The sequence below is a fragment of the Myceligenerans pegani genome, from assembly GCF_014892515.1.
Lineage (GTDB): Bacteria > Actinomycetota > Actinomycetes > Actinomycetales > Cellulomonadaceae > Myceligenerans > Myceligenerans pegani.
This window is the reverse complement of the sequence record NZ_JADBGR010000066.1, coordinates 26,033-51,598: the sequence shown is the minus strand read 5'-3', so window position 1 is coordinate 51,598 and position 25,566 is coordinate 26,033. Positions and strand designations below refer to the sequence as shown.

The 25,566-nt window shown below is 72.1% G+C and carries 20 protein-coding genes; 13 read left to right on the top strand and 7 right to left on the bottom strand.

The features are described 5' to 3' along the window. Window positions 1–59: 59 nt before the first annotated feature. A complete protein-coding gene (locus tag IIE03_RS08145) occupies window positions 60–3,845 on the bottom strand; it encodes an nSTAND1 domain-containing NTPase (RefSeq protein WP_192862250.1) in 3,786 nt (1,261 codons plus the stop codon). A gap of 274 nt (window positions 3,846–4,119) precedes the next feature. Between IIE03_RS08145 and IIE03_RS08140 the strand changes: the two genes are divergently transcribed. Beyond that, window positions 4,120–4,584: a hypothetical protein gene (locus IIE03_RS08140; protein WP_192862249.1), complete on the top strand. Its 465-nt coding sequence runs from the start codon at window positions 4,120–4,122 to the stop codon at window positions 4,582–4,584. Here IIE03_RS08140 and IIE03_RS08135 read toward each other — a convergent pair. Further along, entirely contained in the window at window positions 4,574–5,980 is a 1,407-nt protein-coding gene (locus tag IIE03_RS08135; RefSeq protein WP_318842872.1) for a TrkH family potassium uptake protein, read from the bottom strand. The two genes, IIE03_RS08140 and IIE03_RS08135, sit on opposite strands and share 11 nt — an antisense overlap. Window positions 5,981–6,197: 217 nt before the next feature. Here IIE03_RS08135 and IIE03_RS26355 point away from each other — a divergent pair, with 217 nt between their 5' ends. From IIE03_RS26355 to dgoD, 11 genes are all read left to right on the top strand, one after another. After that, the gene (locus IIE03_RS26355; RefSeq protein WP_264158574.1) at window positions 6,198–6,320 is read left to right on the top strand and encodes a hypothetical protein; all 123 of its coding nucleotides are present in this window, start codon (window positions 6,198–6,200) and stop codon (window positions 6,318–6,320) included. After that, window positions 6,317–6,409 (top strand): potassium-transporting ATPase subunit F, encoded by a 93-nt coding sequence (locus tag IIE03_RS08130; RefSeq protein ID WP_192862248.1) that lies wholly within the window; start codon window positions 6,317–6,319, stop codon window positions 6,407–6,409. The genes IIE03_RS26355 and IIE03_RS08130 overlap by 4 nt, the downstream gene beginning before the upstream one ends. A gap of 7 nt (window positions 6,410–6,416) precedes the next feature. Continuing rightward, window positions 6,417–8,090, top strand: a complete 1,674-nt coding sequence (kdpA, locus tag IIE03_RS08125) for a potassium-transporting ATPase subunit KdpA (protein WP_192862247.1) — start codon at window positions 6,417–6,419, stop codon at window positions 8,088–8,090. After that, window positions 8,087–10,342, top strand: a complete 2,256-nt coding sequence (kdpB, locus tag IIE03_RS08120; protein ID WP_192862246.1) for a potassium-transporting ATPase subunit KdpB — start codon at window positions 8,087–8,089, stop codon at window positions 10,340–10,342. The genes kdpA and kdpB overlap by 4 nt, the downstream gene beginning before the upstream one ends. Window positions 10,343–10,371: 29 nt before the next feature. Beyond that, on the top strand, window positions 10,372–11,139 hold the full coding sequence (gene kdpC / locus IIE03_RS08115) for a potassium-transporting ATPase subunit KdpC (protein WP_192862245.1): 768 nt from the start codon (window positions 10,372–10,374) through the stop codon (window positions 11,137–11,139). A gap of 4 nt (window positions 11,140–11,143) precedes the next feature. Continuing rightward, window positions 11,144–13,819: a DUF4118 domain-containing protein gene (locus tag IIE03_RS08110; RefSeq protein WP_192862244.1), complete on the top strand. Its 2,676-nt coding sequence runs from the start codon at window positions 11,144–11,146 to the stop codon at window positions 13,817–13,819. Window positions 13,820–13,896: 77 nt separating this feature from the next. Next, window positions 13,897–14,577, top strand: a complete 681-nt coding sequence (locus IIE03_RS08105) for a response regulator (RefSeq protein WP_192862260.1) — start codon at window positions 13,897–13,899, stop codon at window positions 14,575–14,577. Between the two features lie 95 nt (window positions 14,578–14,672). After that, complete coding sequence (gene xynC, locus IIE03_RS08100; protein WP_192862243.1) at window positions 14,673–15,941, top strand: glucuronoarabinoxylan endo-1,4-beta-xylanase XynC; 1,269 nt, start codon at window positions 14,673–14,675, stop codon at window positions 15,939–15,941. 34 nt (window positions 15,942–15,975) lie between these two features. Next, complete coding sequence (locus tag IIE03_RS08095) at window positions 15,976–16,971, top strand: 2-dehydro-3-deoxygalactonokinase (RefSeq protein ID WP_192862242.1); 996 nt, start codon at window positions 15,976–15,978, stop codon at window positions 16,969–16,971. Further along, window positions 16,968–17,582: a 2-dehydro-3-deoxy-6-phosphogalactonate aldolase gene (locus IIE03_RS08090; RefSeq protein WP_192862241.1), complete on the top strand. Its 615-nt coding sequence runs from the start codon at window positions 16,968–16,970 to the stop codon at window positions 17,580–17,582. The genes IIE03_RS08095 and IIE03_RS08090 overlap by 4 nt, the downstream gene beginning before the upstream one ends. Before the next feature lie 18 nt (window positions 17,583–17,600). Next, window positions 17,601–18,749: a galactonate dehydratase gene (gene dgoD / locus IIE03_RS08085; protein WP_192862240.1), complete on the top strand. Its 1,149-nt coding sequence runs from the start codon at window positions 17,601–17,603 to the stop codon at window positions 18,747–18,749. Between the two features lie 49 nt (window positions 18,750–18,798). Here the strand turns inward: dgoD and IIE03_RS08080 are convergent, their stop codons facing one another. Both IIE03_RS08080 and IIE03_RS08075 read right to left on the bottom strand, forming a co-directional pair. Beyond that, window positions 18,799–19,005, bottom strand: a complete 207-nt coding sequence (locus IIE03_RS08080; protein WP_192862239.1) for a hypothetical protein — start codon at window positions 19,003–19,005, stop codon at window positions 18,799–18,801. A 116-nt stretch (window positions 19,006–19,121) separates the two neighbouring features. Further along, the gene (locus tag IIE03_RS08075) at window positions 19,122–20,678 is read right to left on the bottom strand and encodes a SulP family inorganic anion transporter (RefSeq protein WP_408632837.1); all 1,557 of its coding nucleotides are present in this window, start codon (window positions 20,676–20,678) and stop codon (window positions 19,122–19,124) included. A 339-nt stretch (window positions 20,679–21,017) separates the two neighbouring features. Here IIE03_RS08075 and IIE03_RS08070 point away from each other — a divergent pair, with 339 nt between their 5' ends. Beyond that, complete coding sequence (locus IIE03_RS08070; RefSeq protein ID WP_192862237.1) at window positions 21,018–22,502, top strand: GntP family permease; 1,485 nt, start codon at window positions 21,018–21,020, stop codon at window positions 22,500–22,502. Window positions 22,503–22,544: 42 nt separating this feature from the next. Here IIE03_RS08070 and IIE03_RS08065 read toward each other — a convergent pair whose 3' ends face one another. The 3 genes from IIE03_RS08065 to IIE03_RS08055 form a co-directional block, all read right to left on the bottom strand. Then, window positions 22,545–23,828, bottom strand: coding sequence for an ABC transporter permease (locus IIE03_RS08065; protein ID WP_192862236.1), 1,284 nt, complete (start codon window positions 23,826–23,828; stop codon window positions 22,545–22,547). Then, window positions 23,825–24,520: an ABC transporter ATP-binding protein gene (locus IIE03_RS08060; protein ID WP_318842871.1), complete on the bottom strand. Its 696-nt coding sequence runs from the start codon at window positions 24,518–24,520 to the stop codon at window positions 23,825–23,827. The genes IIE03_RS08065 and IIE03_RS08060 overlap by 4 nt, the downstream gene beginning before the upstream one ends. A gap of 125 nt (window positions 24,521–24,645) precedes the next feature. Further along, window positions 24,646–25,554, bottom strand: coding sequence for an alpha/beta fold hydrolase (locus IIE03_RS08055; protein ID WP_192862235.1), 909 nt, complete (start codon window positions 25,552–25,554; stop codon window positions 24,646–24,648). Window positions 25,555–25,566: the final 12 nt, after the last annotated feature.

Genomic DNA, 25,566 nt, shown 5'->3' with positions numbered 1-25,566 from the left:
TGAGCGGCGCTTACGTTGATCAGCGACCCCCGCCGTCACTCTGATCAATCACGTACTGATCAATCACGTTCGCAGACCCGGCGGTACGGCGCGTCCGGCACGTAGGCCCGCCACTGGTCCCTCGACAGTCCGGCACCCGTGCGGTCGCAGACGGCGGCGACGGCATGATCCGGGGCGATGGAGTAGGCCTGGAGCGGGGCGTGCGGGCTCGCGGCATAGACGGTGCCGACGTCCCGGCTGAACGCGAGGGACCGGATCTCCTCGCCTGCGGTCGGCAGCTCCGCGGCGAGGAGCTGCTGGGACGCGGTGTCCCAGAGCTGGAGCCCGCCACCGGTGCCGCCCAGAGCGAGCGTGCGGCCGTCGGCCGAGAACGCGATCGCGGACACGGCCTCCCGGTCTCCGACCTCCCCGGTTCCGGAGAGCCCCGCCAGAAAGCCCGCCAACTGCCGGACGTCGCCGTCCCACAGGTGCACCCGGCCCGCCGAGTCACCGACCGCGAGAACCGTGCCGGCGGGGCTGAATGCCAGCGCGGTGACCTCCCTGCCCCGCGCGAGCGCGCGGCCGGCGACCGTCCCCGAGGGGAGCTTCGTGACCTGGTCCGCGGCGTCGGCGAGCAGCCGCCCGTCGGGCCGCACGGCCGAGGGGACGCCGACGGAGACGGGCAGAGAGCTCGTCATCCGCGGTGCCTCCTCGCCGCCGTCCGTTCCGGTGTCCCAGACGTCGACGACGGCGGCGTCGGCGAGGCGCGAGACCAGCAGCGTCCGGCCACCCGGCCCGAGGGTGATTCCGGAGAGGAGACGCTCGCCGGTCCAAGGGGTCTCGAACGACGTCCGCTCCTCGTGTCGCCGTACGTCCCACACGGTGAACCGCTGTCGTACGGAACCCCGGGACGTCGTGGTGTCGGCGACGGCGAGCGCCCCGCCGTCCGGACTGAAGGCCAGCACGGGGACGTCGCCGTCGGCTCCCTGCAGCGGGCCGAGCTCCGCACGGGCGAGGACGTCGCCGGCGCCGGCGGAGCGCAGCTCGAAACGGTAGCGGTCGCTCCTCCCGGAGCGGGTCGCGGTGGCGAGGACGGTGCCGTCGGGACTGAGCACCGCCGTGTCGGTGGGCGTGGCCTGCCAGGGCGCGAGGCGCGCGGCGAGGTCGTACGCGCGGACCGTGGACCCGGCGAGGAAGCGCAGTACCGGGCGCTCGCCGGGTGTCCAGGCGAGGTCTCCGGCCACCTCGCCGTCGAGGGCCCGCTCGAAGACCAGGACGCCGGTGTCCCGCAGGCGCCAGACCGTGAGGGCGGTGTCGTCCGCCAAGGCCAGGAACGCCCCGTCCGGCGAGAACTCGACCCGGGGGAGGAAGCCGTCGCCGCTGCCCGGGAGCTCGGCGACGAGGCGTCCACTCGGCAGATCCCAGACCCGGACCTCGGCGGCGGACGCCAGGGCGAGCCGCGTGCCGTCGCGGCTGAACCGTACGGAGCCGGACGCGTTGCTGCAGACTTCCTTCGTCTCCCAGGCGCCGGACCGGCGCTCGCCGCTGACGCCGTCCCATATCTGGAGGGTGCCGCCGACGGGGCAGAGTGCGAGCAGCCGGCCGTCCGCGCCGATCCCGGCCTGGGACACGTCGCCCGGGACGGACCTCTCGAAGAGGACCTTCCCGTTCGCGGTCCGGCGCTGCTGGACAAGCCCCGCTCCGCGCCCGTCGGGCAGCGAGCTGACGAGATAGCTGCGACCGTCGGCCGCGAAGCCGGCCAGAGCCGTGTCCGGTGCCGCGTGCTCGGCGACGGGTCTCCGTGTCGCCACGTCCCACAGCTCCGTGCCGTCCGGCCCGGAGACGTAGAGGGTGCGGGCGTCCGGGCTGACGCCGTCGAGCGTCGTGCCCTCGGGGAGCTGGAATCCGTCGGTCTGCTCGCCGCGGACGACGTCCCAGACGCGTACCCGCCGGTCCGCGGAACTGAACAGGGTCCGGCCCTCCTCGGCGAGGAAGCGCCGCGTGTCCGTGTCGGCCTGCCGGTCGGTGAACGCATCCACCTCCGGCTGGGCCAAGGAGCCGAGCAGCGCGGCGCGGGACTCGGTGAGCGGCGCGATCTGCCATGCCGCGACCCCGAGCAGCGCCGCTGCTCGGGGATCGGCCGCGCGCAGGCCGTTCGCCACGGCCGCGATCCGGCGGGCCGTGGTCCTCGTGTGCTCCTCCTCGCTCGCTCGGTTCTCCTGCCAGGCGATGAGACCGGCGCCGAGCGCGAGCACGAGGAATGCCGAGAGGGCGGCGGTGAGGGCGCGGAACCGTCGCGCCGTACGGATCGCCTCGCCCCGCTCCGCGTCACGTGCGGCCAGGGCGGCGGTGAGGAAGGCACGCTCCGGGCGCGTCAGGTCGTCGCCCTCTCCGGACCGGGTCGGCGCACTGCCGAACAACTCCTCCGCGCGGTCGAGCCGCGTCCCTCGGTACAGGGCCCCAGGGTCGCGGTCCAGCTCCTCCCAGGCGCGGGCGGCCTCGCCGAGGCGGCGTTGCGCGCGCAGGCGCTCCCGGTCCTGGTCGATCCAGTCCCGTAGCCGGGGCCAGCCGGTGATCAGCGCCTCGTGGGCCAGTTCGACGGTGTCGTCGTCGATGGTGATCAGCCGGGCGGCGGCGAGGCGCTCGACGACGACGTCGACGTCGTGGACGGGCGCGTCCGACGCCCTGGGGCTCGTCCCCGCGCCCGCGTCCAGCTCGGTCCGTTCCGCGGGACGGCGGGTGTCGGCGGTGCCGTCGCCGGGGGCGATCAGGCGGAGCAGGACGCGGCGGGCGGCGCGTGTCTGGTCCGGCGACAGGTCGGCGTACAGCCGTTCGGCGGTGGCGGCGATGGCGCCCTCGACACCGCCCGTCGCCTCGTACGCGTCGAGGGTCAGCGTGCGGCCGCGCCGGCGACGCCAGGTCTCGAGCAGGGTGTGGGACAGCATGGGCAGCGCGCCGGGCCGGTCGGTGACCTCGTCGATGAGGCGGGCGGTGAGCGCGCGTTCCACGTTGAGGCCGACGGCGGCCGCCGGACCGGTGATCACCTCGCGCAACTCGGCGGGGCTCATCGGCCCGACCAGGAGGTTGGCCCGGCGCACCGCGTCGGCCAGGTCGCGGTGGGCGGCGCAGTGGCCGTAGAAGTCCCCGCGGACCGCGATGACCACCCGCAGCCGGCTGGTGGGCTCGCGGGCCGTGAGCAGGGCGTCGAGGAAGCGGTTCCGTTCCGCGCTGTCGCGGCACAGGGTGAACAGTTCCTCGAACTGGTCGACGATCACCCAGGTGTCCCGCTCGCCGTCCTGCGGGACCAGCGCCTTGGCATGGGTGTGCGCGGGCCGTTCACCCGGCGTGAGGATGCGGATCAGCCCTGGCCGGTCGGCGGCCGGGCGCTTGCCCAGTGCGGGGATGAGCCCTGCACGCAGCAGCGAGGACTTGCCGCTGCCCGACGGACCGAACACCGCGGCGAACCGGTGCTCTCGCGCCAGTTCCACCAGCTCGCCGACCACGGCGTCCCGGCCGAAGAACAGCTCCCGGTCGCCCGGTTCGAACCGGGCCAGTCCCCGGTACGGCGGTGCCGTGTCGTCGTCCCGTGCGGCGGACTCCCGGGCGGCGCGGTCGGCGTCTCGCCACCGCTGCTCCCACTCCGCGGGGACCCCGTCCAGCGCCGACGCGTACGCCAGGACCACGGCCAGGGACGGAAGCGACTCGCCGGCCGCTGCCTGGGACAGCGCGCTCGGCGAGTAGCCCGTGTGCCGGGCCATCTCCCGGTAGGTCGGCCTGCCGGCCTGCTCGCGGAGGGTGCGCAGGTCGTGCGCGAGCCGCTGGACGGGACCGGCATCGGGGTCCACGGGCTTCTCGCGTCGTCCCACTCCAGTTCACCTTTCGACGTGCACGCTCGACGTGCTCACTGCGGGTTGATGCCGACGGTCGGGCTCGCGCCGGTCGGTGTCCGGAGGCCTGGCTCGGGCGGGCGCGGCCGAACCATTCGGCCACAGCTGAAACCTGTTGTCCGGACCGGCCCGTCTCCATAGTGTTCCGGAGCGCGCGCTGACCCGCGTCTCCTCATCCAGATCTGGCTACGAATCGCGACGAATCCGCTTTGATGGGTGGATACCACCGATTCGACGCCGAGGAGTTCTCGCGATGACCCAGACAGCCCAGGTCGGTACCGTCTACCAGAGCAACCAGGAACTCCTCGACGCGGACCTGCCGTATCTCAGCGTGGCTGTGGACGCCAGCGGGTACGCGATCCAGCGTGACGTGGACGGCAACTGGTACAGCGTGGCCTCGGTGACGCCGTCGGACATCGCGGGCGTCTTCACTCTGATCCATCTGCCCGCCGACCCGCTTCCCGCGACGTACGGGTCGGTCGTCATCGCCGACAACGGCACGCCCTTCATGCGTCGCTGGGATGCCCGTACCGATGGCCGCTTCGGCCCCGAGCACTGGATCGGGCCCGATGGGGCCACCGTGACCGACGCACACCTGCGGCGCCTGGGAATCGCGCGCGCCTGGGACGCGGCGTCGCCCAACGGGGCGCCGGCCGGCGGAGCACCGTCTGGCGGAGCACCAGCCAACAGCGCCCTGCGCTCCGGCGTCAGCCGATGACCATCGCCGACTCCGGCTTGCGGAACAGGCGCTGCTGCCCGCGCAGCGCCACGGACGCGCCGAGCGTGATCGGCCCGAGGCGCCCCAGGAACATCAGCACGACCAGGATCAGCTGGTGCCACCAGGGCAGATCCGCGGTGATTCCCGTGGACAGGCCGGTGGTGGCGAACGCGGAGATCACCTCGAACAGGATCGAGTCCAGGGAGAAGATTGTCGTCGTGACGGTCATGACAAATGTCGGTACGGCGACCGCCGCCACCCCCAGCAGCGCGACGGTGACGGCCTGACGCTGGGTCGTACGGGCGATGCGCCGGTCGAACACGGTGACGTCGGAGTCGCCGCGGAGCTCGGACCAGATGACGAACGCCAGCACGATGAACGTACCGACCTTGATGCCGCCGCCCGTACCGGCCGAGCCGGCGCCGATGAACATGAGCATGTCGGTGAAGAACCAGGTGCCGTTGTTCAGCGCGTCGGTGGGGACCGAGTTGAAGCCCGCGGTGCGGGGCATGACTCCCTGGGTGAAGGCGGCCAGGATCTTGCCGGGGACGTCCAGCGGGCCGAACGTCGCCGGGTTGCTCCACTCGGCCAGCAGGAACACCACGGTGGCGACCACCAGCAGCACCGCTGTGGTCCCGACCGTGAGGCGGGAGTGGATGCTCCACCGCCGTAGCTGGAACACGCGCCCGCGTCCCGCCCGGCCGAGTCGCCACAGCTCCAGCAGCACGGGGAACCCGATTCCGCCCACGATGACGGCCGCGCAGATCGGCAGGCAGACCCACGGGTCGGCGACGAACCGGATCAGGGAGTCGGAGTAGAGGGAGAAGCCGGCGTTGTTGAACGCGGAGATCGCGTGGAAGACGCCGGACCACGCCGCGTGCCCGGGACTCTCCCCGTAGGCGGTCATCAGCCGGAGCGTCAGCACGACGGCGACCACCGCCTCGGCGGCGAGCGTGAACCGCAGCGCGCCGAGCATCACGTGCCGGACGTCGCCCAGGCTGACCGTGTGCGTCGACTCGGCCGCGACCAGGCGCGTGCCCAGCCCGAGACGACGGGACAGCAGCAGGCCGAGCAGCGACGCCACGGTCATCACGCCGAACCCGCCCACCTGGATCAATACGACGATCACCCCCTGCCCGAACGGTGTCCAGAAGGTCTCGGTATCGACGACCACCAGCCCGGTCACGCACACCGCCGATGTCGCCGTGAACAGCGCCTCCACCAGGGTCGCGTTCCGATCGGCCGCGGCCACGGGCAGGGACAGCAGGACGGTCCCGGTCAGGATCGCGGCCAGGAAGCCCGCCGTCACGACCTGCGCGGGCCGCCGTCGCAGGCTGGCCGGGGAATGAGAACCACCGACCTCAGACGCCCGGGGGTTCGGCAGGGAGAAACGCACGAGTACCGATCATGCCTCCGTCGTTCCCGCGGTGTGCCGTCGGCACAGCCCTCGGGGGTGTTAAGGATCCGTATGAGTTTCTGCCCGGAGCGCCCGAAGGCCGCTTGGCGCGGTTCCGGCGGCGGGGTGTCAGTGATCCGCAAAGGTCCGGGGCTCCGGTGTCAATGTTCCGTCAAGCGGCCTCGGGTCGGGTATCGCGCGGCGTAGAACGAGTGTCGTGAACATTCTCGATCTGGTCTTCCCGGCCCTGACCGTGGTGTGTTTCGCCGCGATCGCCGTGGTCGCGCGGCGCGCGGACACCACGGATTCGTCGCTCAACCCCTTGGGGAGGCGGAGGTGAACGCACTTGACGGCGTCGGCATCGTGCTGACCCTGGCCGGTCTCGCCTACCTCTTCGTCGCGCTGCTGCGCAGCGACAGGACCCGGTGATCACGCGATGAGCCCGGCCGTCGAGATCTGGCCCGCCGTGGCGCAGATCGGCATCCTCGTCCTGCTGCTCGCCCTCGTGCACGTGCCTTTCGGCGCGTACATGGCGCGCGTGTACACCTCGCCCGCCCACCTGCGCGTGGAGCGCGCCTTCTACCGCGCCGTGCGCGTGGACCCCGACGCCGAGCAGCGCTGGATGTCCTACCTGCTGTCCCTGCTCGGCTTCTCGCTCGTGTCCGTGTTGTTCCTCTACGCGCTGGAGCGCCTGCAGGGTGCCCTGCCGTGGAACCTGGGCCTCGCCGGCATCGACCCGGCCGGCGCCTGGAGCACCGCGGTCAGCTTCACCACCAACACCAACTGGCAGTGGTACTCCGGCGAGGCCACCGCGAGCCACCTGACGCAGATGGCCGGCTTCGCCGTGCAGAACTTCGTGTCCGCATCGGTCGGTATGGCCGTGGCCATCGCCCTGGTGCGCGGGTTCGCCCGGTCCGGCACCGACGCGCGGATCGGCAACTTCTGGACGGACCTCACTCGCGGCGTCGTCCGCATCTTGCTGCCCATCTCCTTCGTGGCCGCGTTCGCCCTCATGGCCGGCGGCGTGATCCAGAACCTGGACCCGCACACCGCGATCACGACGATCGAGGGCGCCACCCAGCACCTGCTCGGCGGCCCCGTCGCCTCCCAGGAAGCTATCAAGGACCTGGGCACCAACGGCGGCGGATTCTTCAACGCCAACTCGTCCCACCCGTTCGAGAACCCGAACCCGATCACCAACCTCATCGAGATCTTCCTGCTGCTCGTCATCCCGTTCACGCTGCCGCGCACCTTCGGCATCATGGTCGGGGACAAGCGCCAGGGCTGGACCGTCCTCGCCGTCATGGCCGGCCTCTGGGCCGCCTCCCTCGCGCTGACCACCTGGGCCGAGCTCGCCGGACCCGGCTCCGCCCCCGAGGCCGCCGGCGCCGCCATGGAAGGCAAGGAGGTCCGCTTCGGTCTGCCCGCGAGCGCCCTCTTCGCCGTGTCGACGACGGCGACGTCGACCGGGTCGGTCAACTCGATGCACGACTCGTTCACCGCGCCCGGCGGGGGGATGCTGCTGTTCAACATCCTGCTGGGAGAGGTCGCGCCGGGCGGCGTGGGCGCGGGCCTGTACGGCATGCTCGTACTCGCCGTCGTCGCCGTGTTCATCGCGGGCCTCATGGTGGGCCGCACGCCCGAGTACCTCGGAAAGAAGATCGGCCGGCACGAGATGACCCTGGTGGCGCTGTACGTGCTCACCGTGCCCGCCCTGGTGCTGATCGGTACAGCCGTTTCGGTGGTGACCGGTCCTGGTCTGGCGGGTATTCAGGACCCGGGTGCGCACGGCCTGTCCGAGGCGCTGTACGGGTTCGCGTCGGCGGCCAACAACAACGGGTCGGCGTTCGCCGGCCTGTCGACCGGTACCCCGTGGTACGAGTGGCTGCAGGGCCTGGCGATGCTGTTCGGCCGGTTCGTGCCGATCGCGCTGGTCCTGGCGCTCGCGGGCCGCCTCGCGAGCCAGACGAAGATCCCGGCCTCCGCCGGCACCCTCCCCACGCACCGTCCGCTGTTCGCGGGCCTGCTGGCGGGCGTGACGCTCATCGTCGTCGGCCTCACCTTCATTCCCGTCCTTTCCCTCGGCCCCGTCGTGGAGTCCCTGTCATGAGCACCCCCACCCAGAACGAAAGCACGATCGCGGCGCGGCCCGAGGTTCCCGGGCCCGAGCACTTCCCGCACCGGCACACCCGCCCGGCCCGCGCCCTCACCTGGTCGCAGGTGCGCGAGGCAGTGCCTGCCGCCCTGCGCAAGCTCGACCCACGGGACCTGTGGCACTCGCCCGTGATGTTCGTGGTCGAGGTCGGGGCGCTGGTCACAACGGTCCTCGCGATCGTCCAGCCCGCCGTCTTCGCCTGGTGGATCGCCGGGTGGCTGTGGGCCACCGTCGTGTTCGCCACGCTGGCGGAGGCGATCGCGGAGTCACGCGGCAAGGCGCAGGCCTCCACGCTGCGCGCGACACAGCAGCAGACGACGGCGCACCGGATCGTCGCGTCGCCGATGACTCCGGAGAGCGCCGCCACGTTCGACGGCGTGGAAACCGTCGAGGTGCCGTCCGCGACGCTGCGCGTGGGCGATGTCGTGGTGGTGACCGCCGGGCAGGCGATTCCCGGTGACGGCGACGTGATCGACGGGGTCGCGTCGGTGGACGAGTCCGCGATCACGGGCGAGTCCGCGCCGGTGATCCGCGAGTCGGGTGGTGACCGATCGGCGGTCACGGGTGGTACGCGGGTCCTGTCGGACCGGATCGTCGTGCGGATCACGGCCCCGGCCGGGCAGACGTTCGTGGACCGCATGATCGCCCTGGTCGAGGGCAGTGAGCGGCAGCGCACTCCCAACGAGATCGCGCTGAATATCCTGCTCACCTCACTGACGATCGTGTTCCTGCTCGCGGTGGCCACACTGCAGCCCTTCGCGGTGTACTCGGGCGCCCGCCAGTCGTTGCTGGTGCTCGTGGCACTCCTGGTGTGCCTCATCCCGACGACGATCGGCGCGCTGCTGAGCGCCATCGGCATCGCGGGGATGGACCGGCTGGTGCAGCGCAACGTGCTGGCGATGTCGGGCCGCGCGGTCGAGGCCGCCGGCGACGTCGATGTGCTGCTGCTGGACAAGACCGGGACCATCACGTACGGCAACCGGCGCGCCACCGAAGTGCTGCCGCTGGGCTCGATCGGCCCGCGGGAGCTCGCGGACGCCGCCCGGCTCGCATCCCTCGCGGACGCGACGCCCGAGGGGCGCAGCATCGTCGAACTCGTCGACACCCGGTACGCGCCGGACGGCGGCGCGGGGGCGGGCCGGTTGGCGGGTGCCGAGCTGGTGCCGTTCACTGCGCAGACCCGGATGTCCGGCGTCGACCTGCCCGTGCCGTCCGGGGCCGACGGCGGTGTGGGGCGCCTCCCGCGCGACGGCGCCCCGAGTGCCGACGGCATCCCTGGCAACCACGAGCCCTCGTCGGGCACGGTGCGCCGTATCCGCAAGGGTGCCGGGAGCGCGATCCAGCGCTGGGTGCTCAGCACGGGCACCGCCCTGTCCGACGCCGAGAAGGCCGAACTCACCGAGCACATCGACGCGGTCTCCCGCCCGGGCGGCACACCGCTGGTGGTCGCCGAGCAGACCGGTGACCGGCCTGCCCGTATCCTCGGCGTCGTACGGCTCAAGGACGTCGTCAAGAACGGCATGCGCGAGCGGTTCGACGAACTGCGGGCGATGGGCATCCGGTCGGTCATGGTGACCGGCGACAACGCGGTGACCGCTCGCGCCATCGCGGCCGAGGCCGGCGTCGACGACGTCCTCGCCGAGGCCACGCCCGAGGACAAGCTCGCCCTCATCCGGCGCGAGCAGGAGGGCGGCCGCCTGGTCGCCATGGCCGGTGACGGCACGAACGACGCGCCCGCGCTCGCGCAGTCGGACGTCGGCGTGGCCATGAACACCGGGACCACGGCCGCCAAGGAGGCCGGGAACATGGTGGACCTGGACTCCGACCCCACCAAGCTCATCGAAATCGTGGAGATCGGTAAGCAGCTGCTCATCACGCGCGGGGCGCTCACCACGTTCTCCGTGGCCAACGACGTCGCGAAGTACTTCGCGATCCTCCCGGCCATGTTCGTCGGCGTGTTCCCGCAGCTCGACGTACTGAACATCATGCGGCTGTCGAGCCCGGAGTCCGCCATCCTCTCGGCGGTGATCTTCAACGCGCTGATCATCCTCGTGCTCGTCCCGCTCGCCCTGCACGGCGTGCGGTACCGGCCGGCATCGGCGTCCGCGCTGCTGCGCCGCAATCTCCTGATCTACGGGCTGGGCGGCCTGATCGCCCCGTTCGCAGGCATCAAGCTCATCGATCTCGTCGTCTCGCTCCTGGTGTGACGGACCTGGTGTGACGGAAGGACAATCCCATGGCATCGACCTCTTCCACCTCGGTGGCAGCCGGCCTCGCGGCGCTCACCCGGCACTCGCTGGCCGGCCTCCGCGTCCTGATCGCCTTCACCCTGGTCACCGGCCTCGCCTACCCGCTGGTCGTGACCGGGCTCGGGCAGGCGCTCCTGCCCTGGCAGGCCAACGGCTCGCTGGTGCGTTCGGACGGCTCGCACGCCGACCGGCGCGGCGACGGCGTCGTCGGCTCCGCGATCATCGGCCAGGCGTTCGACGGCGAGGAGTACTTCCACACGCGGCCCTCCGCCGCAGGCGACGACGGGTACGACACCCTCGCGTCCTCCGGCTCCAACCTCGGCCCGGAGAACCCGGACCTGGTGGCCGCGATCGAGGAGCGCAAGGCGGCAGTCGCCCGGGAGGAGGGCGTGGCGGAGAGCGACGTCCCGCCCGACGCGGCGACGGCGTCGTCGTCCGGCCTCGACCCGCACATCAGCCCCGAGTACGCGGCGATCCAGGTGGCCCGCGTCGCGCGGGCGCGCGGCCTGTCGCGGTCCGACGTCGAGGCGCTGGTGGCGGAGGCGACGTCCGGCCGGGCGCTCGGCGTGCTGGGCGACGAGCGCGTCGACGTGGTGACGCTCAACCTGGCGCTCGACGCGGCGGACGGCGTCGATGACGTAGACGCGGCCGGCGGAGCGGACGCCGCCGAGGACGGCGCCGACGGCCCCGCAGCGGACACGACCGAGGGCGCCGACGTCGTGCACGTCCCGGGACCGGCGCGTGACGCAGACTGAGACCATGACTCAGACGCAGGACGCCCCTGGCGGTGCGGCTACGCCGCGGCGCCGGGGACGCCTGACCGTGTACCTCGGCGCGGCACCCGGCGTCGGCAAGACGTACGCGATGCTCGACGAGGCACACCGGCGGGCCGCGCGCGGCACCGACGTGGTCGTCGGCCTGGTCGAGACCCACGGCCGGGCCGGGGTCGTCGCGAAGCTCGAGGGTCTCGAGATCGTGCCGCGCCGGACGGTGGTACATCGCGGCGCCACGCTCACCGAGCTCGACGCCCCCGCGGTGCTGGAACGCCGGCCCCAGGTGGCACTCGTCGACGAACTCGCGCACACCAACGTGCCCGGATCGGGCCACCACCAGCGGTGGCAGGACGTGCACGACCTGCTCGACGCGGGGATCGACGTCGTCACCACGGTCAACGTGCAGCACCTGGAGTCGCTGAACGACGACGTCGAGCGCATCACCGGGGTGCGCCAGCGCGAGACCGTGCCCGACCGGGTGGTGCGCGACGCCGACCAGATCCAGCTCGTGGACCTCTCCCCGCAGCAGCTGCGACGCCGGATGGCGCACGGCAACATCTACCGGGCCGAGCAGATCGACGCGTCCCTCTCGTCCTACTTCCGGGTCGGGAACCTCACCGCGCTGCGCGAGCTTGCCCTGCTGTGGCTGGCGGACCGGGTCGACGACGCCCTGACGCGCTACCGGAGCGACCACAAGATCGCCCGCACCTGGCCGGCGCGCGAGCGAATCGTCGTCGCCGTGACCGGCGGACCCGAGACCGAGACCCTGCTGCGCCGCGGCGCGCGGATCGCGCAGCGCGCCGCCGGGTCGGAGCTCGTCGCCGTGCACGTGCTGCCCACGGACGGACTGCCGTCCACGTCGTCGTCCACGATCGCCGCCTACCGGGCGCTGACGGAGTCGCTCGGCGGCACGTTCCAGACCGCCGTGGGCGAGGACGTGCCCTCCGCCGTAGCGGACTTCGCGCACGGGATCAACGCGACCATGATCGTCGTGGGCGTGTCCCGCCACCCGGTCTGGCGGCAGGCGATCCTCGGGGCCACCAGCGCGGAGATCGCCCGCTTGTCGGGTGCGATCGACGTGCACCTGGTGACGCACGAGCAGGCCCGCACCGGGAAGCGGAGGCGCTCGCAGTACTCGAAGCTGTCGCCGGGACGGCGCGCGGCGGGCTGGGCTTCCGGCGTACTGCTTCCGCCGGTGCTCACGGCCACGCTGGTCGGGTTCGGCCGGGACGAGCACAACCTCCCCAGCCACCTCATGATCTACCTGGCCGGTGTCGTGGCCGTGGCCCTGGTGGGCGGACTGTGGCCGGCCCTGGTGTCGGCCGTCGTCGCCTTCGTGGTGCTCAACCTCTTCTTCACGGAGCCGACCGGTCTGCTCCTCATGGACGAGCCGGGGGACGTGCTCGCGCTGGTGGTCTTCGTGCTGGTGGCCGCCGCCGTCGCGTCGGTGGTCGACCTCGCGGCACGCCACAGCGGGCAGGCCTATCGGGCGCGCGCCGAGTCGTCGGCACTCGCGGCGCTGTCCCGGTCCGTGCTGTCCGGGGAGGACACCGCGAGCGCGATCGTGCAGCGGCTCGCCCAGACGTTCGGCCTGCACGAGGTGCGGCTGGAGGAGCGTCGTGACGGGAGCACGCCGTGGTCGGTCGTGGCGACGACGGTCCGGGGAGCGGACGACGGAGGCGCGCCGGGCACCGGCTCCGGAGGGACCGATGCGCGACCGCCGGATCCTATCGGGGGCGCGCCGTCGCCGGACGCCGCACGCGAGCCGGGCGACGACACGCGCACGGTCGTCGAGGCCGACGACCGGCATCGACTGGTGCTGCTGGGACGAACCCTGCCGGCGAGCGACCGCCAGGTCATCGAGGCCTTCGGCGCCCAGGCGAGCATCGTCCTGGAGCGGCGGCGGTTGCAGGAACAGGCCGGTCAGGCCGAGGTGCTGGAGCGCGCCGAGTCGACGCGGACGGCGCTGCTCGCGGCGGTGTCGCACGACCTGCGCACCCCGCTCGCCGTGATCCGCGCCTCCGTCGACGGGCTGGCGTCCCCGGACGTCGAGCTCGGGCGGGCGGACCGGGACGCGCTGACCGCGTCGATCTCCGAGTCGACGGCGCGGCTGGAGCGACTGATCGACAACCTGCTCGACCTGTCCCGGGTGCAGACCGGATCCGTCCGTCCCGCGTTGCGCGCGGTGTCGCTGGACGAGGTCGTGCCGGTGGCGGTGGAGCCGTGGCAGGACCGGATCGTGCTCGACGTCAAGGAGGATCTGCCACTCGTGCGCACCGACCCGGGCCTGCTGGAGCGGGTGGTGGCGAACATCGTCTCCAACGCCGTCCGGCATCAGCCGGCGGGGGAGAAGGTCCTGGTCACGGCGCTGTGCACGCGGGACGACATGGAGCTTCGCGTGGTCGACACCGGTCCGGGCGTGCCCGACGACCGCAAGGTCTCCATGTTCGAGCCGTTCCAGCGGCTGGGCGACAGCGGGGGGACCGGTCTCGGCCTCGGCCTGGCCGCCGCGGAAGGGCTCGCGAGGGCGGTCGGTGCGAGCCTCGTCGCGGAGGACACCCCGGGCGGCGGGCTCACCATGATCGTCACCCTGCCGCTGGAACGCCCCGGCGGCCTCGTCGACGCGGCAGGACCGGGCGAGCGTGATGAGATGTCGTCGTGAGGACCGAGGAGGAGGGTGCGCCCGAGGGCGACGGCCTGCTCGCAGGTGGCCGCGTGCCTGCGGACAACCGCGTGCCCGTGGGCAATCGCGTCCTCGTCGTGGACGACGACGCCGGCCTCGCCCGGGCGCTGTCCATCAACCTGCGCACCCACGGCTGGGACGTCACGACCGCGCCCACCGGCGCCGCGGCCCTCGATGCCGCGAGCGCGAGCCACCCCGACGTCATCCTGCTCGACCTGGGCCTGCCTGACCTTCCCGGCCTGGACGTGATCGCCGGGATCCGCGGCTGGAGTCGTGTTCCCATCGTCGTGCTGTCCGCCCGCCGGCTCGGCGAGGACAAGGTGGACGCGCTCGACGCGGGCGCCGACGACTACGTGACCAAGCCGTTCGCCATGAACGAGCTCCTGGCGCGGCTACGCGCCGCGGTGCGCCGGGCGCAGCCCGCGGTCACCGAGGAACCCGTCGTCGAGGCCGGCGACCTGCGCATCGATCTCGCCCGGCGGCTCGTGTCGCGCGCCGGGAAGGACGTCAGGCTCAGCCCCACCGAGTGGGCGGTGCTCGAGGTTCTCGTGCGCCATCGCGGCACGATGGTCGGGCGCAAGCAGCTCCTCCAGGACGTCTGGGGGCCCGCGTACTCCTCCGAGACGAACTACCTGCGCGTCTACACCGCCCAGCTGCGCCGCAAGCTCGAGCGGGACCCGGCGCACCCCCGCCACATCCTCACCCACCCCGGAACGGGTTACCGCTTCGAGCCGTGACGAACCGCGAGACCTCCTAAACGAATAGGCGGCCACAATGCCCCGATTGCCCCATCTATTCTGACGGGCGTCGACCCACCAACGGGGGAGGGACCATGGCAGCACATCCGGACCGGTCCGAGGGGGCGGCCTCGCCGCGGTTGAGCCGGCGGGCCCTGCTGGCCGCGGGCGCCGCGCTACCGGCACTGGCGATCGCGAGGCCCGCGGCGGCGGAGACGACGGTGGTCGTGGAGCCCTCGGTGGTCCAGCAGACGATCCAGGGCTTCGGCGGCATGAACCACGCGGTCTGGATCGACGACCTGACCGCCGCCCAGCGTGAGACGGCGTTCGGCAACGGCGAGGGCCAGCTGGGCTTCACCGTGCTGCGCATTCCGGTGCACGAGGACCGGGCGAACTGGAGCCGCGAGGTCGCGACGGCGCGGCGCGCGAGCGAGCTGGGGGCGAAGGTCTTCGCCTCCCCGTGGAACCCGCCGTCGTCCATGACCGAGACGTTCTCGGGCGGCAAGCGGCTGCGCCACGACATGTACGCCGCCTACGCGCGGCACCTGAACGACTTCGTGTCGTACATGCGGGACAACGGGGTGCCCCTGTACGGCATCTCGGTGCAGAACGAGCCGGACTACGCGCACGACTGGACGGCGTGGACGCCGAACGAGATCGTGCGCTTCCTCCGTGAGAACGCCGGGTCGATCACCACGAGGGTCATCGCGCCGGAGTCGTTCCAGTACCGGAAGAATCTGTCGGACCCGATCCTCAACGACCCGCAGGCCCTGGCCAACGTGGACATCATCGGGGCCCACCTGTACGGCACCCGGAACTCCGACTTCCCCTACCCGCTCTTCGAGCAGAAGGGAGGGGGCAAGGAACTGTGGATGACCGAGGTGTACCACCCCAACAGCAGCGACTCGGCGGACCTGTGGCCCCAGGCCCTCGACGTCGGCGAGCACATGCACCGCGCGCTGCTGTACGGCCGGTTCCAGACCTACCTGTGGTGGTACATCCGCCGCTACTACGGCCCGATGCGGGAGGACGGGCGGATCAGCAAGCGCGGCGCCAACATGGCGCACTTCTCCAAGTGGGTCCGTCCGGGATATTCACGGATCACCGCCACCGCGAACCCGCGGCCGAACGTCTTCGTCACCGCGTTCAAGAACGGATCCCGGGTCGTCATCGTCGTCGTCAACAAGAACGACTCACCCGCCTACCACCCGTACGTCATCCGGGGCGCCGGCTCGGCGACGATCTCCACCTGGCTGACCGACGCCAACCGGACGCTCGCGCACTACAACACGTTCACCATGACGGACGGCTCCTTCGCCGCCCAGCTGCCGGCCCAGAGCATCCGGACCTTCGTGGTGGGCTGACCGGCCCGGTGTTCCAGCCGGTAGCGTCGCACCCATGAGCGACGCGCCCGAACGGAACGCGGCCCTGCTCGCCGTGGACTGGGGGACGACGGCGTTCCGGGCCTGGCTCCTCGATGACAGCGGTGCCGTCACCGACCGCGTGACGAGCGCCGACGGTAGCCTGCGGGTCTCGGAGCGGGCCGATTCGCCGTCGGAACGCGCCGAGGTCTTCCGCGACGCGTTCGTGGGCCGGTGCGGCCCCTGGCTCACGGCGAATCCGGGTGTGCCGGTGCTCGCGGCCGGGATGGTCGGGTCGGATCACGGCTGGGCCGGGGCCGGATATCTCGACGTCCCGGCGGACCTCCGTGAGCTCGCGGGCCGCCTGACGGTCGTGCCGGCGGGGGAGTCCGTGGTGCACCTCGTGCCCGGCCTGCGGGTCACAGGACCCGACCCGGACGTCATGCGGGGTGAGGAGGTCCAGCTCAGAGGCGTTCTCGCCGCCACCACGGACCACTCCGCAACGGTCGTGCTCCCCGGGACACACACCAAGTGGGTGCGCCTGGACGGCGGCTGTGTCACGGGCTTCACCACGGCCATGACCGGAGAGCTCTACGGCCTGCTGCTGCGGGACAGCACCCTGTCCCGGCTCGCTGCGCGGCGTGCCGGGCCCGAGATCACGACGGCCTTCACCCGCGGCCTCGAGGCCGCGGAGCGGCAGGGGGACGAGCGCGGGCTCGGGGCACTGCTCTTCACCGCGAGGACCCTCGCGCTGGCCGGCCGCCTCGAGTCCGGCGAGGTGGCCGACTACGTCTCGGGCCTGCTGGTCGGTGACGAGGTGCGGCACGCGCTGCAGGGGGCCTCGGCCGGCGTGGTCACGGTGTGCGGTTCGCCCTCGACCGCGCCGCGATACCGTCACGCCCTGGAACGCGCCGGCGTGTCCGTCCGCACCGTCGAGGAGGACGTCGCCGCACTCGGGCTGTGGCGCATCGCCCAGGACGCCGGACTGGTCCCGGCCGTCTCGGATCCGAGAACGGAGGACCACCCCCGATGACACCCCGCCCCACCGGCCTCATCGCCATCCTGCGCGGAATCACCCCCGCCGACGCCGTCGCCGTGGCCGACGCGATCTTCGCGGCCGGCTTCGACGCGGTCGAGGTCCCGTACAACTCACCGGATCCGCTGGAGTCCATCCGCCGGATCCGGGCGGCCGGCCTGCCCGACCGACGCGTCGGCGCCGGCACCGTGCTCACGCCCGACGACGTGCGCCGCGCCGCCGACGCCGGAGCCTCCCTCATCGTCTCGCCCAACACGCGGGCCGACGTCGTCGCCGAGACCGTGCGACTCGGGCTGGCGAGCTACCCCGGGGCCGCGACGCCCACCGAGGCCTTCGCCGCGCTCGACGCGGGCGCGCGGGCCGTCAAACTCTTCCCGGGCTCGACGATCGGGATCCCAGGGATGCGTGCCTGGGCGGCCGTCCTGCCACCCGGCACCGAGCTGGTCCCCGTCGGCGGCGTCGACGCCGGGAACCTCGCAGACTGGGCCCGGGCGGGCGCCGCCGGCGCCGGCGTCGGGACCTCCCTCTACCGCCCCGGCGACACCCCGGAGGCGGCCGGCGCACGCGCCGCTCGATACGCCCGGATCTGGGCGGAGGCCACGTCCTGACGAAGCGAAAGGCGACCCGTGAAGATCACATCGATGGAGACCTTCCTCCTGCCACCCCGGTGGCTCTTCCTCAAGATCGAGACCGACACGGGTGTCGTCGGCTGGGGTGAGCCCGTCCTGGAGGGGCGCGCCGCGAGCGTGGCCGCCGTCGTCGAGGAACTGTCCGACTACCTCATCGGGAAGGACCCGCGCCGGATCGAGGAGCACTGGACGGTCCTGTACCGCTCGGGGTTCTACCGCGGCGGCGGCCTCCACATGAGTGCGCTGGCCGGGATCGACCAGGCGCTCTGGGACATCACGGGAAAGGCGCTCGGCGCACCGGTGCACGACCTGCTCGGCGGCCGCGTGCGCGACCGCATCAAGGTCTACTCCTGGATCGGCGGCGACCGCCCGGCCGAGACGGCGGCCCAGGCGAAGGACGCCGTCGGGCGGGGATTCACCGCCGTCAAGATGAACGGCCCGGAGGAGCTGCAGTACCTCGACTCGCGCGACAAGGTCGAGAAGGTGATCGCCAACGTGGCCGCCGTCCGGGAGGCCGTCGGGCCCGACGTCGGCATCGGCGTCGACTTCCACGGCCGCGTGCACCGACCCATGGCGCGCGTGCTGCTGGACGCTCTGGCGCCCTACCACCTGATGTTCGTCGAGGAGCCGGTGCTGTCCGAGCACGTGGACGGTCTCGCGGACGTGCTACGGGCCTCGGCCACGCCGATCGCACTGGGGGAGCGGCTCTACTCGCGGTGGGACTTCAAGGACGTCATCACCTCGGGCGTCGTCGACGTCGTCCAGCCCGACCTGTCCCACGCCGGCGGCATCACCGAGGTCCGCAAGATCGCCGCGATGGCCGAGGCCTACGACATCGCCGTGGCCCCGCACTGCCCGCTCGGGCCGGTCGCGCTGGCCGCCTGCCTGCAGCTCGACGCCGTCGCCTACAACGCCGTGATCCAGGAGCAGAGCCTCGGCATCCACTACAACACGTCCAACGATCTGCTCGACTACCTCGCCGACCCCTCCGTCTTCGCGTACTCCGGCGGCACCGTGGCGATCCCGCGAGGCCCGGGCCTCGGGATCGAGGTGAACGAGGACTACGTACGCGAGCGCGCCGCGGAGGGGCATCGCTGGCGCAACCCGGTCTGGCGGCACGCGGACGGCTCGTTCGCCGAGTGGTGACGAGCGGGTCGTCGAGTGGATCGGTGGGCCGACCGCATCCGCCGTCCGCTCACCGGCGCGGGGACGCGGCCGGGATCTTCGAGGTTCGCAGGATGCCCTTGCAGAGGGTCAGACCGAGTTCCCCGGCGAGCTTCGCGGCCTGGTCCAGGGTGAAGGTCTGGTGGTGACAGCCGTGGGCCGTGGCGGACGGGGCGACGATGAGTGCGGCCACGCCGAGCGTGGCCACCGCCGCGAGGGAGCGCGCGTATCGAACCATGCTTTCGGATCTAAGCGAGCGGCCGCCGGACGCGCATATCACAGCAGCTCATTGCGGTACCCCGCCTTCCCGGCGGTCGCCGGGAAGGCGGGGCGGGGAAGCCGGGCCGGGAGAGCTCAGTGGGCGGCGCCCAGCCGTCCCGACAGCCGGTCGAAGCGAGTGGTGGTGTCGGCGTTCATGCCGATGAAGGTGACGTTCTTGCCCCTGCGCTCGTACTTGGTGCGTACGGCGTCCAGGGCGGCGACGCTGGAGGCGTCCCACACGTGCGCCTGGGACAGGTCGACGACGATGTCGGTGGGGTCGCCGGTGTAGTCGAACTGGTAGACCAGGTCGTTGGAGGAGGCGAAGAACAGCTCGCCCTGGACCGCGTACACGCGCCGGTCGTCGGCGTCGGAGGCGTCCAGGCGGGTGACGGTGGTGAAGTGGGCGACGCGGCGGGCGAACATGACCATGGCGACCAGGACGCCGGCAATGACGCCGTAGGCCAGGTTGTGGGTGGCGACGGTCACCACGACGGTGACGAGCATGACCGAGGTCTCCGACTTGGGCATGCGGGCCAGGGTGTCGAGCCGGACGGAGTGCCAGTCGAACGTGCCGACCGAGACCATGATCATGACCGCCACGAGCGCCGCCATGGGGATGGCCGCGACGACGTCGCCCAGGCCGACGACCAATCCCAGGAGGAAGACGCCGGCCAGGAAGGTGGAGATCCGGGTGCGGGCGCCGGAGGCCTTCACGTTGATCATGGTCTGGCCGATCATGGCGCAGCCGCCCATGCCGCCGAAGAAGCCGGTGACGATGTTGGCGACGCCCTGGCCCCAGGCCTCGCGGGTCTTGTTGGAGTGGGTGTCGGTGACGTCGTCGACCAGCTTGGCCGTCAGCAGGGACTCCAGGATGCCGACCAGCGCCATCGCGACCGCGTACGGCGCGATGACGCGCAGGGTCTCGAACGTGAGCGGCACGTCGGGGAAGAAGAGCGCCGGCAGGGACTCGGGCAGCGCGCCCTCGTCGCCCACGGTCGGCACGGCGATCCCGGCGGCGATCACGACGACGGTCAGCAGCGCGATCGCCACCAGCGGCGCGGGGACCACCTTGGTGAGCCGGGGGAAGAACACCATGATCGCGATGCCGGCGGCCACCAGCGGGTAGACCGCCCACGGCACGCCGGTCAGGTGGGGTACCTGCGACAGGAAGATCAGGATGGCCAGGGCGTTGACGAAGCCGACCATCACCGAGCGGGGGATGAACCGCATCAGCTTGGCCACCCCCAGCACACCGAAGACCACCTGGATGATCCCGGCGAGGATGACGGTGGCGATGAAGTAGTCGATGCCGTACTCGCGGGCCACGGGCGCGATGACCAGAGCGATCGCGCCCGTGGCGGCCGAGATCATGGCCGGGCGCCCACCCACGAACGCGATCGTGACCGCCATCGTGAACGACGCGAACAGTCCCAGCCGCGGGTCCACCCCCGCGATGATCGAGAACGCGATCGCCTCCGGGATCAGCGCCAGCGCCACCACGAGGCCGGCGAGCACCTCCGTGCGCAGGACACGCGGGGAACGCAGGGCGGCCAGTACGGCCCGCAGGCTGCCGTCCGCCTCCGGGGCGCCCGTCGCGGGAGTGGGTTCGGGGGCGGGATCGCGCAGGCTCGCGCGGGTCTCCTGGGACACGCAGGTCTCCGTTCGGTCGGTGGCGCGCGCGAGCGCGCCAGGAACGGGCCGCGGGCCCGGTCCGGTCATGGTCAGGACTCAGGGCACGCAGCGTCGCGCGCGATGGACATCGAGGGTGGGCGCCATGGGTGGGGCGGCCCAGAAGTAGAGGCGGGCGTCGCCTCACGGAAGATGGACACGGGAGGCGGCGCCGCTCGACGGCGACCCTACCCTAACGTAAGGGGAGTGTTGCCGTCCCCGGGCTCGGGACGTGTCGTTCCGCACACCCGACTTTTCTGTTTCACCCTGCTAGGGTCGGGAAGATCATGAACAGTAACGCCTGACCGCGAGGAGGCGGTTATGCCCGAGATCGAGCCTGTCTACGGAGCGGGCACCCTGCTCCTGATCGCCGCCGCGGCGGTCGCGGTTCTCCTGTTCCTCATCATCCGGGTCAAGCTGCACGCTTTCGTCGCGCTCGTGCTGGTCAGCGTGCTCACCGCGGTGGCCGCCGGGATCCCGGTCGCGGACGTCCCCCAGGCGCTGCTGTCCGGGTTCAGCGGCACGCTGGGCGCGGTGGCCCTGCTCGTGGGGTTCGGTGTCATGGTCGGCCGGCTGCTGGAGACCACCGGCGGCGCGCAGGTCCTGGCCGACACGCTCATCGCCCGCTTCGGGGAGAGACACGCGCCGCTCGCGCTCGGCGTCGCCGCGCTCATCTTCGGCTTCCCCATCTTCTTCGACGCCGGCCTCGTGGTGTTCCTGCCCATCATCTTCACCGTCGCCCGGCGCTTCGGGGGCGGCATCCTGCGGTACGGGCTGCCCACCGCCGGGGCGTTCGCCGTCATGCACGCGGTGGTGCCGCCCCACCCCGGGCCCGTCGCCGCCGCCGACCTGATGGACGGGAGCGTCGGTGTCACGCTCCTCCTGGGCGTGCCGATCGCGGTCGCCGCGTGGTTCCTCGGCGTCCACCACGTGTCCCGCTACCTGAGCGCGCGATACGTCGTCGACATCCCGGACGCGGTGTTCGGCCGGATGGACGGCGGCCGCGACGACGCCGGGCCGGACGAGGAGGGATCGGGCGAGGAGGGATCGGGCGATGCCGGAACCGGCGGGACGACGACGGCCACCGCGACCCAGGCTCCGCCGCGATTCGGCACCGTCCTGCTGATCCTGCTCCTGCCGCTCGTGCTGATCTCGCTCAACACCGTGGTCAGCACGCTGATCACGACCGGCGCCGTCGCCGAGGACGCGGTCTGGGCCAGCACCCTGACGCTCATCGGCCAGACGCCCGTCGCCCTGCTCATCACCGTGCTGGTCGCGCTGCTGGCCCTGTCACCGGGCCGGTTCTCGACGGGGCAGGCGACCCGCATCCTGGACGACGCGCTCGGCCCGATCTGCTCGATCATCCTCATCACCGGCGCGGGCGGGATGTTCGGCGGGGTGCTGCGCGCCAGCGGAATCGGCACGGCACTGACGGACGCGCTGTCGGGCATGGGCCTGCCGCTGATCCTGCAGGCGTTCGTCATCGCGACGGTACTGCGGGTGGCGCAGGGCTCCGCGACCGTCGCCCTGACGACGACGGCCGGGCTGATCTCCGCGCAGGTGGCGGCGGAGGGCCTCAGCGACGTACGGATCGCGCTGCTGGTCTTCGCGGTCGCCGCCGGCGCCACCGTGCTGTCCCACGTCAACGATTCCGGCTTCTGGCTCGTGAGCAGGTTCTTCGGTATGGACGTCAAGACGACGCTGAAGACGTGGACCGTGCTGGAGACCACCCTCGGGCTCGCGATCTTCCTGCTTGCCGCGCTGCTCTGGCCACTGACCGGGCTGCTCTGGCCATCGACCGGATAGCCGCCCGGCCGGCCGCGAGCCGCGGCCGGCCGGTCCGGTCCGTCACTCGTACCGCAGCGACGAGATCGGGTCCTGCCGCGATGCCCGCAGCGCCGGCAGGTTGCCGGCGAGGAACGCGATTGCCATGACGCCCAGCACGACCGCCGCCACCGTGACGGGTTCGAAGGCGAGCAGCGTGAGCCCGGGCAGGTCCGGCAGGAGCTCGCCGGACACGCCGCCGACGAGCTGCCCGACGCCGATCGCCACGAGCGCCCCCAGCGCGCTGCCGACCAGGCCGATGACCACCGCCTCGATGCTGAACAGGGAGAAGACGCGGCCGTTCGACAGGCCCATCGCCTTCATCAGCCCGACCTCGCGCGTTCGCTCCTGCACGGCCATGAAGAGCGTGTTGACGATCCCGATACCCGCGGCGATCAGCGCGATCACCGCGAAGCCGTTCAGGACCAGCACGATCGCGTCGATGACCGCCGTGATCGTGCCGAGCTGCTCCTCCAGGGTGACGGCGGTGTACCCGGCGTCGGCCAGGCGGTCCTGCAGGGCCTGGGTCGCCTCCTCCCCGGCGCCGGCGTCGAACCAGACGGAGGCCTCCCCGTAGCGGGTGGTCTCCGATTCGGGCGCCCCGGTGCTCTGCAGGTCGTAGAGGGCCTCGGTGAGCGCGTCGTTCGGGATCGCCCCGGCCATGGCGATCACACCGGGCTCAGCCACGCCCACGACCGTCGCCTCGGTCGTCACCTGGGTGCCCGTGCCGTCGGTCACCGCCAGCTCGACCGTCCGCCCCAGCGCGTCGCCGGCGCCGCCGAGCTCCAGCGGTTCCAGGTAGTCCTCCGGCAGGACGAGCTGCGGGTCGTCGGCGTCGAGGTCGACCTGGTCGCCCGCCGTCAGCTCGACCTCCATGCCCGGTACGAACTGGGAGACGGCGAGCGTGTACCGGTCCCCGCCGTCGTGCCGGACGTAGTCGACGGCGACGTCCTTGACCGGCTCGATCTCCAGCACGCCGGCGACGTCGGCGATCGTGTCGATGTCGTCGTCGGTCAGGGCGACCGCCGTCGTCCCGGGCGGCCCGTCCGCCTCGATCCGGTCGGGGTCGTACTCGGCCGGGCCGTCGCCCGCGGCCTCGTCGTCGCTCGCCTTGGTGACCGTCATGACGTCGTCGACGCCGACCGAGGCCACGGTGTCGTCGATGTACCGGTTGATGCCCGTGCCCAGGCCGTTGGTGACGGACAGGGTGAACGCGCCGATGAAGATCGCCAGCACGGTCAGGCTGGTGCGCAACTTGGCCCGGAAGGCGTTGCGGAACGCTGTCCCGACGATGTCGACGGCCCTCACGCCGCCACCTCCTCGCGCGCGGCCACCAGGCCGTCGCGGAGATGGACGCCGCGGTCGCACCGCGCCGCGAGGTCGTCGTCGTGCGTGACGACGACCAGGTTGATGCCCTCGCGCCGGTTGAGGTCGAAGAGGATGTCCTCCACGACGCCGCCGGTCGCCGTGTCCAGGTTCCCGGTCGGCTCGTCGGCGAAGATCACGCGCGGCCGGTTGATCAGCGCCCTGGCGATGACCACGCGCTGCTTCTGCCCGCCGGACAGGTCGTTGGCCCTGTTGCCGGCCTTGTCGTCGAGCTCGAGCTGGGCGAGTGCGGCCATCCCGCGCGCGGTGCGCTCGCGCCGGGACGCCCCGGCGATCTTCAGCGGGAGGGTCACGTTGTCCAGCACGGTGGCCTGGGCGTTGAGGAAGAACTGCTGGAAGACGAAGCCGAAGGTGCTGTTGCGGGTCCGGTTGAGCTGCCGAGCCGACAGCCGGGACGTGTCGGTCCCGTCCAGGGTGATCGTCCCCACGGTCGGCCGGTCGAGCAGCGCGAGCAGGTGCATCAGGGTCGACTTGCCCGATCCGCTCCTGCCGACGATCGCGACCGCCTCGCCCTCGGAGATGTCCAGGTCCAGCCCTTTGAGCGCCTCGAAGGCGCTCGGGCCGGAACCGTAGGTCTTGCGCAGGTTTCTGACGGAGATCAGTGGGGATGCCACGGGGGCGCCTCTCTCGTGAGCCGAAGATCCTTGGGTGATCCACTCTCACCGAGGAGGCGCCCTCGCGAATCGTCCTGGCGATGACACCTGCGTACCCCGCTGGTACCACGCCCGGGGCCGCGGCGTCACCCGGTCGCGGACGCTCCCTGTCGCGCCGCCCCGGCCGGGACGCCCAGCCTGCGGTCGAGGAAGTCCCGCATCAGTCCCGCGACCTCGTCCACGGCGGTCTCCAGCAGGAAGTGGCCGCCGTCGAGCAGGTGGATCTCCGCGTCGTCGGCGTCCCGCGCGAACGCCTCCGCGCCGGCCGGCCCGAAGATCTCGTCGTGGCGGCCCCACACCGCCAGGACCGGTACGCGGCTGTCGCGCAGGTACTCGTGCAGGCGCGGGTAGAGCGGCGGGTTGGTGGCGTAGTCACCGAACAGCGCGACCTGGACCTCGTTGTTGCCCGGGCGGGACACCAGCGCGTGGTCGTGGTGCCAGGTGTCGGGGCTGACCAGCGTCTCGTCCGGCACGCCGTGCAGGTACTGCCAGCGGATGGCGTCCAGGGTCAGCGCGCCGCGGACCTCGGCCTCGGTCTCGGCCGTCCGCTCCCGCCAGTGCGCCCGCACCGGGCGCCAGAACTCCTCGACGAAACCCTCCTCGTAGCCGTTGCCGTTCTGGGTGACGATCGCGGTCACGGCGCCCGGGTCGCGCAGGGCGAGCCGCCAGCCGACCGGGGCGCCGTAGTCCTGGACGTAGACGGCGAACCGGGAGACGCCGAGCTCCGCGAGCAGGCCCTGGGTGAGGTCGGCGAGTGCGTCGAACGTGTAGCCGAACTCGCGGACCGAGGGCGCGTCGGACAGGCCGAACCCGAGATGGTCCGGGGCGACGACGCGGTACCGCCCGGCGAGCCGCGGGATCAGCTCGCGGAACATGAACGAGCTGGTCGGGAATCCGTGCAGCAGCAGGACGACCGGCGCGTCCGCCGGGCCGGCCTCCCGGTAGAAGAGCCGGTGGCCCTGGACGGTGGCGTAGCGGTGGTGGACGAGGCTCATTTCTAACTCCCT

Coding starts and splice junctions, on each gene's coding strand:
- IIE03_RS08140 (WP_192862249.1), top strand. CDS start 4,120: ATGACCCAGACAGCCCAGGTCGGTACCGTCTACCAGAGCAACCAGGAA.
- kdpA (WP_192862247.1), top strand. CDS start 6,417: ATGAGCCCGGCCGTCGAGATCTGGCCCGCCGTGGCGCAGATCGGCATC.
- kdpB (WP_192862246.1), top strand. CDS start 8,087: ATGAGCACCCCCACCCAGAACGAAAGCACGATCGCGGCGCGGCCCGAG.
- kdpC (WP_192862245.1), top strand. CDS start 10,372: ATGGCATCGACCTCTTCCACCTCGGTGGCAGCCGGCCTCGCGGCGCTC.
- IIE03_RS08110 (WP_192862244.1), top strand. CDS start 11,144: ATGACTCAGACGCAGGACGCCCCTGGCGGTGCGGCTACGCCGCGGCGC.
- xynC (WP_192862243.1), top strand. CDS start 14,673: ATGGCAGCACATCCGGACCGGTCCGAGGGGGCGGCCTCGCCGCGGTTG.
- IIE03_RS08095 (WP_192862242.1), top strand. CDS start 15,976: ATGAGCGACGCGCCCGAACGGAACGCGGCCCTGCTCGCCGTGGACTGG.
- IIE03_RS08090 (WP_192862241.1), top strand. CDS start 16,968: ATGACACCCCGCCCCACCGGCCTCATCGCCATCCTGCGCGGAATCACC.
- IIE03_RS08080 (WP_192862239.1), bottom strand. CDS start 19,005: ATGGTTCGATACGCGCGCTCCCTCGCGGCGGTGGCCACGCTCGGCGTG.
- IIE03_RS08070 (WP_192862237.1), top strand. CDS start 21,018: ATGCCCGAGATCGAGCCTGTCTACGGAGCGGGCACCCTGCTCCTGATC.
- IIE03_RS08055 (WP_192862235.1), bottom strand. CDS start 25,554: ATGAGCCTCGTCCACCACCGCTACGCCACCGTCCAGGGCCACCGGCTC.